The sequence below is a fragment of the Sphingopyxis sp. genome, from assembly GCF_016793825.1.
Classification (GTDB): Bacteria; Pseudomonadota; Alphaproteobacteria; order Sphingomonadales; family Sphingomonadaceae; genus Sphingopyxis.
In genome coordinates this window covers 118,247-132,023 of record NZ_JAEULM010000021.1, presented here as the reverse complement: position 1 = coordinate 132,023, position 13,777 = coordinate 118,247, and the positions used below count along the sequence as shown (strand labels likewise).

Sequence of the window (13,777 nt, the reverse complement as noted above, 5' to 3'; positions counted from 1 at the left end):
CCGAAGGGTTTCATCTCATGCAGCAGTTTTCAAACCAAGAAATTGCCGAAATCAGGTCGAGGATCGATCAGATCCATGACCTTCTTGCCAAAAGCACGGCGGAGGAACAACTGGCGGTCGGCGCGGCGGGCTTTGGCCTCGCCTCCGATAGTGCCGAACCGCGGCTGGTCGACCAGCTCGCGCTCAGCATCCAGGCGCGGCGCATGCGCAAGAGCCATTTTGGCACCAGCCAGATGTCGGGCCCCACATGGGACATGATGCTCGACCTGATGCTCGCCAACGCCAACGGCCGCGCGCTCAGCGCGAGCGACCTTGCCACCGGCGCCGGTGTGCCGCTGTCGTCGGGTCTTCGGATGATCGCGTCCCTTGAGACGATGGGACTTGCCAAACGCTCGATCGACGAGCGCGATCGGCGGCGTTCGATCGTCCGGCTTACCGACGCGGGCTCCGAACGCATGGCGAGCTATTTCGAGAAGTTCGGTGCCGCGATGCGCAGCGGGTACAGCCGCGCCGCCTGAAAACAAGACTGTCGAAACCCGGCGAGGCCAGCCGCCCGGGATCAATCGGTCATGTCGCGCATCATGCGATCGATCCTGACCATGGCGTCGCGCTTGATCTGGCAGACGCGCGCCGCGCTGACATCCAGCGCCAATCCGATCTCCTGCAGATTCAGTTCCTCGAAGAAGTAGAGCTGCAACACCATCTGCTCGCGTTCGCCGAGCCTGCCGATGCAGAGACGCAAGGCCTCGAGAAGGCTTTCCTGTTCCAGTGCATCGCCTGCGCCGATCCGATCGTCGGCGAACAGGAAACTGCCTTCGTCGACCAGTTCGTCGAGCGAGGTCGAGCGGCCGTGCGTCGCGCTTTTTTCGAGCGCGAAATACTCCTCGGGCGACAAGTCGAGTGCGGCGGCCATTTCGGTGGCGGCCGGCGCGCGGCGCAACCTCTGTTCGAGGGTCGCTCGCGTCTGTTGCAGCTGGCGGGCGGCGGCCATGGCCGCGCGTCCGACATCGGCTTCGCGCCGTTGCTGGTCGATCATCGCGCCGCGAATCCGCGTCGTCGCATAGGTTGCGAACGCGAAACCGCGTTCTTCATAGGTTCGGCTTGCTTCGATCAACGCCATCAGCCCGACCTGGATCATATCCTCAAGGTCGCTCGTGCGCGAGACGCGCGAATGGACCTGCCAGGCGATCTTGCGAACGAGCGGTGCATATTCCTCGATCAACGCTTCGGCGCTTTCGCCATAGCCATGCGGCCGCGCCGCACGGGCGCTCGCTCCGAATTGTTCGGGGCGCTCAGTTCTCATGGGGCTCGTCCTTCATCTGGGCCTCTTCGCCGGCGGTCAGGCGCGGAACGTCGGCACCGATCGTCGCAACGATCTCGGTCGCCTTGTTGGCGGGTATTTCGAGATAGGAAATCACCGCGACGTCGGGGAACGTGGCGCGCACGAGCCGCGACAGCGCCGAACGACAAAGCGGCGAGGCGACGAGCGCAAAGCTGCGTGTCGACAGGAGCAGCGGTTCCACCGCCTGGCCGATCTGTTCGATGATCTTCATCGCCATGCCATGTTCGAATGGCCATTCGGCCCCCGGATTGGCGCGCACCGCCTGGTTGAGCAGCACTTCGATTTCGGGGCTGAATGTCACCACCGGCAGCGGCATCCGGCTGGGCACGATCGTCTGGACGATCAGCGCGCCGATCCGCTGACGGACCATCTCGACAAGGTCGTTGTCGCCGAGCTGCTGGCCGATGAGGCCGACCATCGCTTCCGCTATCTTGCGGAAATCGCGCAGCGGCACGCGCTCGACCAGAAGCGCCTTGCACAGCGCGGCGACGCGCGTGAGCGGATAGCCCTGCGGGCTCAGGCTCTGCGCAAGCTGGGGATATTGTGTCTTCAGATTGTCGATCAGCGCCTGCGCATCGTCGAGCCCGAAGAGTTCGTACGCCGATCCGATGATGCTGTTGTTGAGATGCGTTGCGACCACGGTCGCCGGATCGACGACGGTGTAGCCTGCCGCGATCGCGTCGTTCTGCGACGATTTGGGAATCCACAATGCGTCGAGGCCGAAGGTGGGATCCTTGCACGCGCGCCCGGTGACCTTGGTAACCAGGTCGCCCGAATCGAGCGCCAGCATCTCGTTCGGGAAGACCTCGTCTTCCCCGACGATGACCCCCGCGACCGATATGCGATACACATTGCCCGGCAGCGACAGATCGTCGGTGACCTTTACCGGCGGGACGACGAACCCCAGCTCTTTCGACAACTGGCGACGGATGCCGGTGATCCGCGTCATCAGCGGTGCGCCCTTGCGTTCATCGACCAGCGTGACGAGTGCATAGCCGATTTCGAGCTGGCACGGACCGATGTCGCTGACATCCGACCATTCGATATGGTGCGGATCGGGCGCCGGCGCCGCAGGTGGCGGGGCGGTTTCGGCGAGTTTTGCGGATTTGCGGAGCTGCCAGCCGATACCGCCGGCGACCGCGGCGGCGGGCAGGATCAGCATTTGCGGCATGGCGGGCACGAGGCCGAGGACGAACAGAACCCCGCTGACCGCCATCCACACGTGCGGCGATGCGAACTGGCTGCCGATCTGGCCCGACAGGTCGTGCGGCGACGCGACGCGGGTGACGATCGCGGCCGCGGCAATCGACAGCAGAAGCGCCGGGATCTGGGCGACGAGCGCATCGCCGATCGCGAGCGTGACATAGGTGCTGCCCGCTTCGGAAAAGGACAGCCCGTGGCTGAACATGCCGAGGATCAGCCCGCCGACGATGTTGACGAACAGGATCAAAAGGCCGGCGACCGCGTCGCCTTTGACGAATTTCGACGCACCGTCCATCGATCCATAGAAATCGGCTTCGGTGGCGACTTCCTGGCGGCGCGTCTTGGCTTCGTCGGGCGTGAGCAGGCCGGCATTGAGATCGGCGTCGATCGCCATCTGCTTGCCGGGGAGGGCGTCGAGGGTGAATCGCGCCGAGACTTCCGACACGCGCCCCGCGCCCTTGGTGATGACGACCAGGTTGATGATCATCAGCACGAAAAAGACGAAGAGGCCGACGACATAGTCGCCGCCGATCAACACCTTGCCGAAGGCTTCGATGACATGGCCCGCCGAGGCGGTGCCCTCATGCCCGTGGACGAGGACAACGCGCGTCGAGGCCACGTTCAGCGACAGGCGGAACAGGGTGGCGAGCAGCAGCACGGTCGGGAAGGACGAGAAATCGAGCGGTTTCGACGCCTGCATCGCGACCATCAGGACCAGCAGGCTGATCATGATGTTCGCGACGAAGCTGATATCGAGGATGATCGGCGATACCGGGATCACCATCAACGCGACGAGAATGAGCATCGCCGCGGGCAAGGCCGCGGCGCCTGCGATGCGGGTCAGGTTGCCCGGCGTGAAGCCGCCGATCATGCCGCGCCTCCCGACAGGGAAGCCAGACGGCGGTAAGCGCTCGCGGCGAAGTCCATCGACAGTTTCTTGGGCATGGGCTGGATATCCATCATGGGAAGCGGCGGGCGTCCGCCGCCGGCGCCGCTTGCGCTGGCCATTTGCATGCGCCAGCCGGGCGTTGGCACGGGGCCGCCGGGCATTGCGCCGGGGCCGCCGTCTGCTTCGAGCTTGGCGCGGAAGAATTCGCGGATTTCGCCGAGGCTGCGCATGCTGCCGTCGGGATTGTAGAAGACCGGGCGGTTTGCCGCCGCGGCGTCGGGCATCATCGTCGCTCCCGGCTGGTCGGGATTGTCGGACCAGGCACCCAGGAACCGCGCAGCGCCGGCACTGCCAAGAAAATGCGCGAGATAAAGATCGACCGGTTCAGCCGCGCGGCCGATCCGGCTTTCGATATAGTCCTGGTTGTCCGACGTCAGCGCCGCCGCCATGTTCGACGCTGCGACAGGATCGTCACGCAGGCCGAGGATCTGGTCGCGCAGCATCGGATCGGTGATGCCGAGGCGTCCCGATGCGTCCTGCCCGATCGCATTCGCCGCCCAGCCGAGCCCGTGGCTCGCGCCGTGGCGGCGCAGCGTGGCAAGCCAGGTCTGTTTGGTGAACTGATAGAGACCGCGCGCCGAAGAGGTCGGAGCCTTCGCGTTCGGATCGAAACGGCTTTCGACCCGTGCGACATCGACCAGATAGTCGAAGTCGACGCCGGTACGCGCCGATGCATTCTGGACCGCATCCAGGACGGGAACGGCGCCGGGCGCCGGTGTCGCATAGGGATTGATCGAATTCATGCAAATGGTTCCGCTGTTTCAGCAGACCAAAAGCAATCATCGTGCCATTTAGAAGGGCAGTGCCACTAATTGCCTATTATCAGTAGCTTAATGCCAAACCTCGATGGTGGGTTCCGCGGATCTGATGGTTTGCGTCAATCCTCTGACGGGTCCAGTCCTTCAACACGTTGACGCGGATCGCGGCGGCTTCGAGCTGAGCCAGCGTCCGGGTGATCAACGTGCGCGCCTGTGCTTCGCCGCCGTCGGGAATTGCGGCGCCGCGAAACAGGATCACCGCGGTCGCCAGATCTTCGGTCGCGGCGATGATTGCGCCGGCATCCTGTCCGTCGAGCGCGCCGACCAGAAGATCGAGCTTCGCCTGGATAGTCTCCATCGGCATCATTCGGTGCGCCCTTGGGCATAGCGGAGCATCGCCAGCGCGATGTTCTTGGCGTCGGCGGTGTAGGTTCCCTCGATGATCGCGGACCGCAGCGAAGCGACGCGCGCGGCATCGACGGGCGGCGGTTGCGAGGCGAGGTCGCTCGCAAGGCGGATCAACTTGGCTCCGGGAAGGGCGCCGGTCGATGTCGCGCGGGCCGAGCCGGCGGACGCCGTGTCTGCGCCGCCGGCGAGCTTGCGCACGGGCGTGGTGCGGGTAACGCCGCCCACCGGTCCGATCTTGCTGTCTCCCGACATAGCTGCCTCCATTTGCCCCGCCGAAAAATTGGGCGGAAACGTCTCAGCAGGGTTTAACGGCACGTGCGGCGGGAGATTAAGGGCGGGTTACCGAAAAAATGAAAAAGAAGCCCGGCGGTGTCGGAAAGCCGACGCCGCCGGGTGAGTGGGGCTTGACGGGTTGGAGCTTTGAGCGTGCCTGTCTCAGGCGGGCAGGCGCCGCTTGCGCTCGACGGGCTGCAGGGTCAGGACCCCGGGGTACCGACCCTAGTCCATCAGGCGTGCGCGCCCAGGACCAGTGACGATGGCGCTTATCAGGTTCCTGGCGTCGTTGCCGCGTAGCGCGATCGTCTCGCCGACGCGGCCGTCCTGTGTCGCCGTCGCCGAGTAGGCGACCGAAAAGCTGTCGGTTTCGATCGACACTCGCACGGTGTCGCCGCGGCGAATGGCCGGGGTCGAAGACGGGGCGGCAAAGCTGGCAGACGCGGCAGTGGCGCCGGCGGGGCCGGTCATCGGCACGCGCAGGCGCCAGCCGAGCGATGCGCAGCGAACGGCGAGGGTCTGGGCGTCGACCGTGGTGACCGACGCTTTTTCGGGGCAGCGGGCAAGCTTGATCCGCCGGTCGATCGGGCTTGCGGTGCGCCCCATCGCGGTCGCCACGGCTTGCGTCAACGCATCGATCGCCTGCCAATCTTCGGTTGCCTGCTGCGCGCGGGCGGCGGGGACGGCTGCAGCGGAAAGGGCGACGAGGCTCGCGGCAATCCCGAATGCGATCTGGCGATTCATGGGCGTAATCCTTGTTGGTCCATTCGCCGGAGCAAATTGCAGGATGCGTGCCAGTCGGACTTTGCTGCGGGTTTCCGCGCCCGGATGCCAGGCCACGTCAATCTTTTGACGAGAGCCGGTCCGGCCTGATTGGCCCGCGCACGGACCCTTCTCCAATCATCTGGAAAATATGGTGAAATTGATTTTGGCACGCCCATTGCATCATGCCTTGGTGTTTTTCCGCGCGTCCGGTTCCGATCCGGTCCGGGCCCCGGTGAAAGGAAGTTGATGATGGCATCCGAGAAACTCTTTGGCCTGCATGCGACGGCGCTCCAGCTTCGCAGCCAGCGCATGATGATGCTCGCGTCGAACATCGCCAATGCCGCCACGCCCAATTACAAGGCGCGCGACCTCGACTTTTCGAAGGCGCTCGATCTCGCCCAGCAGGGCGGTTCGACCGAGGGCGCGATCGAGGGCGCGACCGCCTTTCGCATCCCGGTCCAGCCTTCGCTCGACGGCAACACCGTCGAAATGGCGACCGAACAGACCGCATTCGCCGAAAACGCGCTCGCCTACCGGTCGAGCCTTTCGTTCCTGCAGGGCCGCGTCAACACGCTGACGCGCGCGATCAAGGGCGAATGACCATGAACGGCAATTTCTCGGTCTTCGATATCAGCGGGCGCGCCATGTCGGCGCAGCTCGTCCGCCTCAATACCACCGCGTCGAACCTCGCCAACGCCGGCACGGTCGCGGGCAGCGAGAAGGAAGCCTTCCGGTCGCTGAAGCCCGTGTTCCGCACGGTGATGGACGCACAGGGCCGCGCCACGGTGCAGGTCGATCAGGTCACGACAAGCAAGATGGCGCCCTCCAAGCGCCACGATCCGTCGAACCCGCTCGCGGACAAGGAAGGAAATGTGTGGGAGGCGGCCGTCGATAGCGCCGCCGAGCTCGTCGAGATGGTCGAGACCGCACGCCAGTATCAGAACAATGTCCAGGTCCTCGAAACCGCAAAGGGCCTGATCAACGAAACGCTGCGGTTGGGACAATAATCATGGCCGTCGATTCCATCGCTTCGCAATATCAGTCCTACACGCCCACCCAGCTCAAGGGTCAGCAGCTCGACCAGAAGGATTTTCTGCGTCTGATGACCGCGCAGCTATCGTCGCAGGACCCGTTCAACCCCGTCGATAACCAGGAGATGGTGGCCCAGATGGCGCAATTCTCCAGCCTGGCCGGGGTCAGCGAGACCAATTCGACGCTCAAGAGCATTTCCGAGCAACTCTCGGCACAGACCGCGCTGCTCAAGGATATCAAGGCCGCGCAGACCGTACAGACGCCGGCCGCCCCGACCACCTAACCAGTTCGCAGGAAGGATAAGTCCATGTCGTTCTATACCTCGCTTTCGGGCCTCAAGGGCGCCCAGACCGATATGTCGGTCATCTCCAACAATATCGCCAACGCCAACTCGATCGGCTTCAAGCGCAGCAAGGCGCAGTTCGGCGATATCTTCGCATCGTCGCCGACGCAGTCGACAAAGACGGTTGCCGGACAGGGCCAGCGCCTGATCGGCATCAGCCAGCAGTTCACGCAAGGCTCGTACGAGACGAGCGAAAAGACGCTCGACCTGGCAATCGTGGGCGACGGCCTGTTCGTCGTGAAGGGCGATCCGCCGCGCAATCAGGTGACCTATACGCGCAATGGCGTCTTTTCGCCCCTGCCCGACGGCACCGTCGTGGATTCGACGGGGCAGAAGCTCCAGCTTCTTCCCGTCGATGCCAGCGGCAATGTCACCGACCGCACGCTGGCCGGGATGTCGGATTTTGTTCTTCCCGATGGCGCCCCGTCGGACCCGACGGCGGCCTTGATCAACGTGTCGGTCGATCTCGATGGCCTCGTCACCGCGACCTTCGCAAATGGCGAAGACCAGGTGCTGGGCAAGGTGGCGATGGCGACCTTTCCCGCGATGGAGGCGCTTCGTCCGATCGGCGACGCGCACTGGCAGTCGACCGGTGAAAGCGGCGATCCGACGATCGATGCCGCGACCAATGGTCCGATGGGGACGATCCGTTCGGGCACGCTCGAACGTTCGAACGTCGATATCACCGAGGAGCTGGTGATGCTGATCGCGGCGCAGCGCAATTTCCAGGCGAATGCCAAGGCGATCGAGGGCGCTTCGACGCTGACCCAGACCGTCATCAACATGCGCACGTAAGACGCGCGACTAGCCGCCTGCCGGGAGTATCCAGATGGACCGCCTCATCTATACCAGCCTCACCGCGATGCGGGGCAGCATGTCCCGGCAGACGGCGATCGCGAACAACCTCGCCAACGCGCAGACTCCAGGCTTTCGCGCCGACATCGCCGAGGCGCAGTCGCTCTGGCTGAACGGCAGCGGCTTCGAAACTCGCGCGCTGTCGTCGGAAGAGGTACTCGGCGCCGACATGAAGGCCGGCACCGTCACCCAGACGGGACGCGATCTCGATGTCGCGGTGCAGGGCGACGCGCTGCTCGTCGTGCAGGCCAAGAATGGCGAGGAAGCCTATACGCGGCGCGGCGATCTGCAACTGTCGCCAAGCGGGCTTCTGACCACCGGCGACGGCAGCCCCGTTCAGGGCGCACAGGGTCCGGTGACCATTCCACCGGCCGATTCGATCAGCATCGATACCGAGGGCCGTGTCTGGGTGGTGCCGACCGGCGGCGACCCCCAGAGCCCGCAGGAGGTCGACCGGCTCCGGCTTGCGACCCCGGCGGGATCGAACATCGTCAAGGGCCTCGACGGCCTGTTCCGCGTCAAGGGCGGCGGGATTCTGCCCGACGACCCGGAGGCGCGCCTTGTTACCCGATCGATCGAAGGGTCGAACGTCGCCGCAACCACCGCGCTCGTCGAGATGATCGAGGCGAGCCGGAGCTGGGATACGCAGCTCAAGATGATCACCGACGCGCGCGACATGGACAGCGCGACCGCCAATCTGATGCAGCTGCCCCGTTAAGGAGAATTTGAAATGAGCTTCGGTGCCCTCCACGTCGCACGAACCGGTCTGGATGCCCAGGGTTTCCGGATGCAGGTGATCGCCAACAACCTCGCCAATGTGAACACCACGGGGTTCAAGCGCGATCGCGCGAGCTTCGAAACGCTGAGCTATCAGATGATGACCCAGCCGGGCGCTCCCTCGTCGGCGGAGAATCGCTATGCGACCGGGCTCAATCTGGGCACCGGCGTGGCCTTGAGCGGCACTGCGCGCATCGACACGCAGGGCACCTTCGCAACCACGGGCAACGGCCTTGATGTCGCCATCGACGGGGCTGGATATTTTCAGGTGCAGATGCCCGACGGGCGGATCGGCTATACCCGTGCAGGCAATTTCGGCCGCTCGGCCGAAGGCACGCTCGTGACGTCGGACGGCAAGCCGGTCCAGCCGCAGATCCAGATCGCCGAGGATGCCACCAATGTGTCGATCGGCGCCGACGGGACCGTGTCCGCGACCGGACCCGATGGCGCGATCACCGAACTGGGGCGGATCGAGCTTGCGCGCTTTGCCAATCCGGCGGGATTGCAGGCGATCGGCAACAACCTGCTTGTCGAGACGCAAGCCTCGGGCGCGCCGCAGGTCGGCGCCGCCGGCGAGGAAGGCCGCGGTTCGCTTCGCGGCGGAATGCTCGAGGGATCGAACGTGAATGTCGTCGAGGAACTGGTCGACATGATCGAGACGCAGCGCGCCTATGAAGTCAATTCGAAGATGATCCAGGCGACCGACGAGATGATGAAAAATGCCGCGCAAACTCTGTAACCTCGGCCTGATCATGCTGGCTGTCGCGTCGGCGCCCGCCGTCGCGAAGGACAAGGTCGCGCCCGATGCCTTCGCGGTATCGATGCCCGCGGCGCCGCCCGCGTCGCCCGCCAACGGCTCGATCTTCCAGGGTGGCTATACGCCGCTGACCTCGGGCGGTCGTGCCGGGCAGGTCGGCGACATCCTGACTATCCAGCTCGTCGAGCGCACAGCGGCGACAAAGAGCAACGCCGCGAACATGCAGCGCGATGGCAGCGTTGGCCTCACGCCCCCCGCGACCGGTCCGCTGTCGCTCTTCAACCCCAGCGATGTGGGCGCGAGCGGCAACCAGGCGTTCAAGGGCAAGGGCGACGCCTCGCAGTCGAACGCGCTGTCGGGTGAGGTCAGTGTGACCGTCGCCGCCGTGTATCCGAACGGAACGATGCTCGTGAAGGGCGAGAAGCTGCTGACGCTTAATCGCGGTGACGAGCGCGTCCAGATTTCCGGCATTGTCCGCGCGATCGACGTCAGCCCCGATAACCGCGTCCTGTCGACCCGCGTCGCCAATGCCAACATCCGTTACGTGGGCAAGGGCGAGATCGCGCGCGCCAGCAAGCAAGGCTGGCTGCAGCGCTTCTTCTCGATCATCAGCCCATTCTGAATAGAGGATAGTGAAGTGACCAAGCGTCCGACCCTCATCACCCTGATCGCCCTTTTCCTGGCCAGCTTTGCCTTCGCCGCGCCGGCGCAGGCCGAACGGATCAAGGACATGGGCCAGTTTCAGGGCCTGCGCGCGAACCAGCTCACCGGCTATGGCATCGTTGTCGGGCTTGCGGGCACGGGCGACGACAGTCTCGATTACTCGACGCTCGGGATGAAGGGGGCGGTGTCGCGCTTTGGCCTGACGCTGCCGGCCGGGGTCAATCCCGCGCTCAAGAACGCCGCGGCGGTCATGATCACCGCCGAATTGCCGCCATTCGCCAAGCCCGGCCAGCGTCTTGACGTCACCGTATCGGCGATCGGCAAGGCAAAGAGCCTGCGCGGCGGCACGCTGGTGCTTGCGCCGCTCTATGGGGCCGATGGTCAGATTTATGCGATGGTGCAGGGTAATCTGGTTATCGGGGGTCTGGGCGTCGATGCCGCCGACGGGTCCAAGCTGACTGTCAATGTACCGTCGAGCGGCCGGATCGCCGGCGGCGCGACGGTCGAGCGCGCGGTCGATACCGGCTTTGCCACGACCGACCAGCTGACGTTCAACCTTCACCAGTTCGACGCAACCAACGCGCAGCGGGTTGCCGATGCGATCAATCAGGCGCTGCCCGGCAGCGCCGTCATGATCGACGGGGCCAGCATCGCGATCCGCGCCTCGGGCGGTGGCGACGAGCGTATGCGGTTGATGTCCCGAATCGAGAATCTGGCGGTTATCCGCAGCGAACCGCCGGCAAAAGTCATTGTTAATGCTCGTACCGGGACGGTCGTTATTAATGGTGCGGTCCGGGTCGGCACCGCGGCGGTGTCGCAGGGCAAGCTCACCGTCTCGATCAAGGAATCGCCCACGGTGGTGCAACCCGCACCGTTCAGCCGCGGGGAAACGGCGGTCGAACAGTCGAGCGAGATCGGCGTCGACCAGGAATATCGTCCGATGATGATGGTGAAATCCACCGCATCATTGTCCCAGCTCGTCGATGCGATCAATCGCATGGGCGTTCCTCCCGGCGACCTTGTCGCCATCCTCGAAGCGCTGAGCCAGGCCGGCGCGCTGACTGCGGAACTGGTGATCATATGACGACGCCCATTTCCTCCTCCCTCGGTCCCACCCCGACGCCAGCGGCGGCGGGCGGCGGCGACGGCAGCCTGCGCAAGGCGGCCGAAGCCTTCGAGGCCGTGATCCTCCGCCAGTTGATGGCGTCGATGCGACAGGCCAAGCTCGGCGACGATATCTTCGGATCGAGCGCATCGGACAATTTCCGCGAAATGGCCGACGCCAGGACCGCGGATTCGATGGCATCGCTGCGCCAGTTCGGCATCGCCGACATGGTCGAGGCGCAATTGCGTGGACGCATTGCGGGTGCCGGTACGGGAGGCGCGCGGTGAGCGATCTTCTCAGCATCGGCTACACGGGGCTGCGCGCCTATTCGAAAGCGCTGTCGACCGTCGGCGACAATATCGCCAATGCCCAGACTCCCGGCTATGCTCGGCGCCGGCTTGCCCTGTCCGAAGTGCCGGCCGGGAGCAACATGGTGTTGTATCGCGGCAACGTCACCCCGGGCGGTGTCGATATCAAGGGCGTCGTGCGCTCGGTCGATCAATGGCTGATCAACGATGCGCGTATCTCGTCGGGCGATTCCCAGCGTGCGTCGGCGAAACTCGACTGGATGAACCGGGTCGAGAGTGCGCTCAGCGACGATACCAACGGCGTCAAGACGGCACTCACCAAACTCTATACCACGGCGGACCAGTTGACCGCCGATCCATCGAATCCGACCTTGCGCGCGCAATTCCTGCAAGCGGCCAGCGATATCGCGGCGGGCTTTCAGACGGCGGCGAGCCGGCTGTCGAGCCTCGCCGACGGCGTGTCGGGTGCGGCAACGGCCGAGGTCTCGCAATTCAACACCAATCTCGATGCACTGGAACAGATCAATGTCGGACTGCGCAAGGCGCGCGAAGGATCGACCAATCAGGCGGCCCTGCTCGACGAGCGCGACCGGTTGCTCGACCAGCTATCGTCGCAGGCCGGCGTCAGTGCGACCTTCGACACGCATGGCGCCGTGACGCTGCGTGCGACTGGAAGCGGCGACCTGCTTGTCGGGGGCGGCGTCGTGACACCGATCGCGATGACCACCGCCGCCGACGGCCGCGTGTCCTATACCATCGGCGGCGCTGCGTTCCCGAACGCGACGGGGTCGCTCGCGGGCTTTGCGGAAGCTTCCAACCATATCGCCGACGAACGCAGCGGGCTCGATACGATGGCGACGCAATTCGCGGCCCAGCTCAACTCGGCGCATCAGGCGGGGGTAGATGCGAACGGTAACGCCGGTCAGCCGCTCTTTGCCGGCACCAGCGCTGCCACGCTGACCGCGACTGCGCTCACCGCCAGCCAGGTCGCGGCCGCGACGCCGACGGCGACCAACGGCAATATGCTGACGATCGGCGCCATGCGCGGCGCGAACGATCCGGAGGCAACCTGGTCCGCGCATCTGGCCACCCAGGCGCAGGCGACGGCCTCGGCGCGCGCGCAGGATGCCGCCGCGACGACCCGCGCCGATGGCGCCGCCGCGGCGCGCGATACGGTGAGCGAAGTCAATCTCGACAATGAGGCAGCCGAACTTCTGCGCTTCCAGCAAGCCTATTCGGCGGCAGCGCGCACGATCCAGGTGGCGCGCGAGACCATGCAGACGCTGCTGAACTCCCTGTAGGAAAGGGCGGACGATGATTAACGCCGTAGGCAATCGCATGACGCGCGAGATCGCGCGCCAGGCCAAACTCGCCGACGCGCTCGAGCGCACCCAGATCCAGATTTCGAGCGGCAAGCGCCTTCAGCGCATGTCGGACGATCCCGTCGCGGCGCGCCGCATCCTGACGATCGGCACGACGCAGGCGAGCATGGCGAGCTGGCAGGCGAACATCAAATCGGCCGAGGCGCAGGTCGCGCAGGCGGCCGGCGTGCTCGGATCGACGAGCGACTTGCTCGCCAGAGCGCGCGAACTGACGCTGTCGGCCGCGAACGACACGATGAGCCCGGCCGACCGGGCAACCGTTGCAGCCGAAATCAATGCGATCGCCGACGAGATCGACGGTCTCGCGGCAACGCGCGATTCGAATGGCGAACCGCTATTCGCGGCCGGAAGCGCGCGCGTGGTCCGATTCGATTCGGATGTCAGTTTTGCGCCGGTGCAATCGGCAGCGGCGGCATTCGTGGTCGGCGGCAATGCGCTGTCGACCAGTCTTCGCGATGCCGCCACCGCGGTGGCGGCAGGCGACCGGACGGGCATGGACGCCTCGCTCACCAGCATTGCCGGCGCGGTCGCGCATATCGCCGACCAGAATGCGGCACTTGGCCTTGCGGCCGGCCGGCTCGAACGCATCGGCGACGGGTTGTCGGCGCGTGGCATCGCGATTGCCGACGAACGGCAGTCGGTCGAGGAGGTCGATCTCCAGACCGCCATCGCGCAGCTCAATGCCCAGGATCTGACGCTGAGCGCGGCGCAGGCTGCCTTTGCGAAGATCAATCGGCAGACCTTATTCGATCTTTTGACCTGATCGGCCTCAATGTCTGCCGGCACCTGCCGTTAAGCATAAAGACGTCCTTTGATTTTTGCGGGGCACCCGATCTTGCGAGGTCGGCCCCGAGTGG

Annotated in this window: 18 protein-coding genes; 12 read left to right on the top strand and 6 right to left on the bottom strand. The window is 65.0% G+C overall.

Annotated features, from left to right (window positions below; translation table 11 throughout):
* Window positions 1-17 precede the first annotated feature (17 nt).
* Complete coding sequence (locus JNM03_RS06895) at window positions 18-518, top strand: winged helix DNA-binding protein (protein ID WP_294035585.1); 501 nt, start codon at window positions 18-20, stop codon at window positions 516-518.
* Window positions 519-559: 41 nt separating this feature from the next.
* On the opposite strand, the gene JNM03_RS06890 is transcribed toward JNM03_RS06895, so the two are convergent.
* The 6 genes from JNM03_RS06890 to JNM03_RS06865 all read right to left on the bottom strand — a co-directional run bounded on the left by JNM03_RS06890 (window position 560) and on the right by JNM03_RS06865 (window position 5,677).
* Window positions 560-1,303, bottom strand: a complete 744-nt coding sequence (locus JNM03_RS06890) for a FliA/WhiG family RNA polymerase sigma factor (RefSeq protein WP_294035584.1) — start codon at window positions 1,301-1,303, stop codon at window positions 560-562.
* A complete protein-coding gene (gene flhA / locus JNM03_RS06885) occupies window positions 1,293-3,416 on the bottom strand; it encodes a flagellar biosynthesis protein FlhA (RefSeq protein ID WP_294035583.1) in 2,124 nt (707 codons plus the stop codon). Before flhA ends, JNM03_RS06890 begins: the two co-directional genes overlap by 11 nt.
* The gene (locus tag JNM03_RS06880; protein ID WP_294035582.1) at window positions 3,413-4,237 is read right to left on the bottom strand and encodes a transglycosylase SLT domain-containing protein; all 825 of its coding nucleotides are present in this window, start codon (window positions 4,235-4,237) and stop codon (window positions 3,413-3,415) included. The genes flhA and JNM03_RS06880 overlap by 4 nt, the downstream gene beginning before the upstream one ends.
* 79 nt (window positions 4,238-4,316) lie before the next feature.
* Entirely contained in the window at window positions 4,317-4,619 is a 303-nt protein-coding gene (locus tag JNM03_RS06875) for a hypothetical protein (protein ID WP_294035581.1), read from the bottom strand.
* Entirely contained in the window at window positions 4,616-4,912 is a 297-nt protein-coding gene (flgM, locus tag JNM03_RS06870) for a flagellar biosynthesis anti-sigma factor FlgM (protein ID WP_294035580.1), read from the bottom strand. The genes JNM03_RS06875 and flgM overlap by 4 nt, the downstream gene beginning before the upstream one ends.
* Window positions 4,913-5,158: 246 nt before the next feature.
* Window positions 5,159-5,677, bottom strand: coding sequence for a flagella basal body P-ring formation protein FlgA (locus JNM03_RS06865; RefSeq protein ID WP_294035579.1), 519 nt, complete (start codon window positions 5,675-5,677; stop codon window positions 5,159-5,161).
* A gap of 267 nt (window positions 5,678-5,944) precedes the next feature.
* Between JNM03_RS06865 and JNM03_RS06860 the strand changes: the two genes are divergently transcribed.
* Genes JNM03_RS06860 through JNM03_RS06810 form a run of 11 tightly spaced genes read left to right on the top strand, consistent with a single transcriptional unit; the run spans window position 5,945 to window position 13,683 of the window.
* Window positions 5,945-6,298, top strand: coding sequence for a flagellar basal body protein (locus JNM03_RS06860; protein ID WP_294035578.1), 354 nt, complete (start codon window positions 5,945-5,947; stop codon window positions 6,296-6,298).
* A complete protein-coding gene (gene flgC, locus JNM03_RS06855; protein ID WP_294035577.1) occupies window positions 6,295-6,705 on the top strand; it encodes a flagellar basal body rod protein FlgC in 411 nt (136 codons plus the stop codon). The genes JNM03_RS06860 and flgC overlap by 4 nt, the downstream gene beginning before the upstream one ends.
* Window positions 6,706-6,707: 2 nt before the next feature.
* Window positions 6,708-7,013: a flagellar hook capping FlgD N-terminal domain-containing protein gene (locus tag JNM03_RS06850; protein ID WP_294035576.1), complete on the top strand. Its 306-nt coding sequence runs from the start codon at window positions 6,708-6,710 to the stop codon at window positions 7,011-7,013.
* 24 nt (window positions 7,014-7,037) lie between these two features.
* The gene (locus JNM03_RS06845; protein WP_294035574.1) at window positions 7,038-7,868 is read left to right on the top strand and encodes a flagellar hook-basal body complex protein; all 831 of its coding nucleotides are present in this window, start codon (window positions 7,038-7,040) and stop codon (window positions 7,866-7,868) included.
* A 34-nt stretch (window positions 7,869-7,902) separates the two neighbouring features.
* Window positions 7,903-8,646: a flagellar basal body rod protein FlgF gene (locus JNM03_RS06840; protein WP_294035572.1), complete on the top strand. Its 744-nt coding sequence runs from the start codon at window positions 7,903-7,905 to the stop codon at window positions 8,644-8,646.
* Window positions 8,647-8,658: 12 nt separating this feature from the next.
* Window positions 8,659-9,444, top strand: a complete 786-nt coding sequence (gene flgG, locus JNM03_RS06835) for a flagellar basal-body rod protein FlgG (protein WP_294035570.1) — start codon at window positions 8,659-8,661, stop codon at window positions 9,442-9,444.
* Window positions 9,425-10,084 carry a flagellar basal body L-ring protein FlgH gene (locus JNM03_RS06830; RefSeq protein WP_294035568.1) on the top strand — a complete coding sequence of 220 codons (660 nt, stop codon included), beginning with the start codon at window positions 9,425-9,427 and terminating at the stop codon, window positions 10,082-10,084. The genes flgG and JNM03_RS06830 overlap by 20 nt, the downstream gene beginning before the upstream one ends.
* A 36-nt stretch (window positions 10,085-10,120) precedes the next feature.
* The gene (locus tag JNM03_RS06825) at window positions 10,121-11,209 is read left to right on the top strand and encodes a flagellar basal body P-ring protein FlgI (protein WP_294035653.1); all 1,089 of its coding nucleotides are present in this window, start codon (window positions 10,121-10,123) and stop codon (window positions 11,207-11,209) included.
* Entirely contained in the window at window positions 11,206-11,517 is a 312-nt protein-coding gene (locus JNM03_RS06820) for a rod-binding protein (RefSeq protein WP_294035566.1), read from the top strand. The genes JNM03_RS06825 and JNM03_RS06820 overlap by 4 nt, the downstream gene beginning before the upstream one ends.
* Window positions 11,514-12,839, top strand: a complete 1,326-nt coding sequence (flgK, locus tag JNM03_RS06815) for a flagellar hook-associated protein FlgK (RefSeq protein ID WP_294035564.1) — start codon at window positions 11,514-11,516, stop codon at window positions 12,837-12,839. Before JNM03_RS06820 ends, flgK begins: the two co-directional genes overlap by 4 nt.
* 13 nt (window positions 12,840-12,852) lie before the next feature.
* Window positions 12,853-13,683, top strand: coding sequence for a flagellin (locus tag JNM03_RS06810; protein ID WP_294035562.1), 831 nt, complete (start codon window positions 12,853-12,855; stop codon window positions 13,681-13,683).
* The last annotated feature ends 94 nt before the right edge of the window (window positions 13,684-13,777 follow it).

What these genes read in the sequence shown, in the direction of transcription:
- flhA (WP_294035583.1), bottom strand. Translation starts at nt 3,416, where the DNA reads ATGATCGGCGGCTTCACGCCGGGCAACCTGACCCGCATCGCAGGCGCC.
- JNM03_RS06810 (WP_294035562.1), top strand. Translation starts at nt 12,853, where the DNA reads ATGATTAACGCCGTAGGCAATCGCATGACGCGCGAGATCGCGCGCCAG.
- JNM03_RS06845 (WP_294035574.1), top strand. Translation starts at nt 7,038, where the DNA reads ATGTCGTTCTATACCTCGCTTTCGGGCCTCAAGGGCGCCCAGACCGAT.
- JNM03_RS06865 (WP_294035579.1), bottom strand. Translation starts at nt 5,677, where the DNA reads ATGAATCGCCAGATCGCATTCGGGATTGCCGCGAGCCTCGTCGCCCTT.
- JNM03_RS06850 (WP_294035576.1), top strand. Translation starts at nt 6,708, where the DNA reads ATGGCCGTCGATTCCATCGCTTCGCAATATCAGTCCTACACGCCCACC.
- JNM03_RS06895 (WP_294035585.1), top strand. Translation starts at nt 18, where the DNA reads ATGCAGCAGTTTTCAAACCAAGAAATTGCCGAAATCAGGTCGAGGATC.
- JNM03_RS06890 (WP_294035584.1), bottom strand. Translation starts at nt 1,303, where the DNA reads ATGAGAACTGAGCGCCCCGAACAATTCGGAGCGAGCGCCCGTGCGGCG.
- JNM03_RS06880 (WP_294035582.1), bottom strand. Translation starts at nt 4,237, where the DNA reads ATGAATTCGATCAATCCCTATGCGACACCGGCGCCCGGCGCCGTTCCC.
- JNM03_RS06830 (WP_294035568.1), top strand. Translation starts at nt 9,425, where the DNA reads ATGCCGCGCAAACTCTGTAACCTCGGCCTGATCATGCTGGCTGTCGCG.
- JNM03_RS06860 (WP_294035578.1), top strand. Translation starts at nt 5,945, where the DNA reads ATGATGGCATCCGAGAAACTCTTTGGCCTGCATGCGACGGCGCTCCAG.
- JNM03_RS06820 (WP_294035566.1), top strand. Translation starts at nt 11,206, where the DNA reads ATGACGACGCCCATTTCCTCCTCCCTCGGTCCCACCCCGACGCCAGCG.
- flgC (WP_294035577.1), top strand. Translation starts at nt 6,295, where the DNA reads ATGACCATGAACGGCAATTTCTCGGTCTTCGATATCAGCGGGCGCGCC.
- JNM03_RS06840 (WP_294035572.1), top strand. Translation starts at nt 7,903, where the DNA reads ATGGACCGCCTCATCTATACCAGCCTCACCGCGATGCGGGGCAGCATG.
- flgG (WP_294035570.1), top strand. Translation starts at nt 8,659, where the DNA reads ATGAGCTTCGGTGCCCTCCACGTCGCACGAACCGGTCTGGATGCCCAG.
- JNM03_RS06875 (WP_294035581.1), bottom strand. Translation starts at nt 4,619, where the DNA reads ATGATGCCGATGGAGACTATCCAGGCGAAGCTCGATCTTCTGGTCGGC.
- flgM (WP_294035580.1), bottom strand. Translation starts at nt 4,912, where the DNA reads ATGTCGGGAGACAGCAAGATCGGACCGGTGGGCGGCGTTACCCGCACC.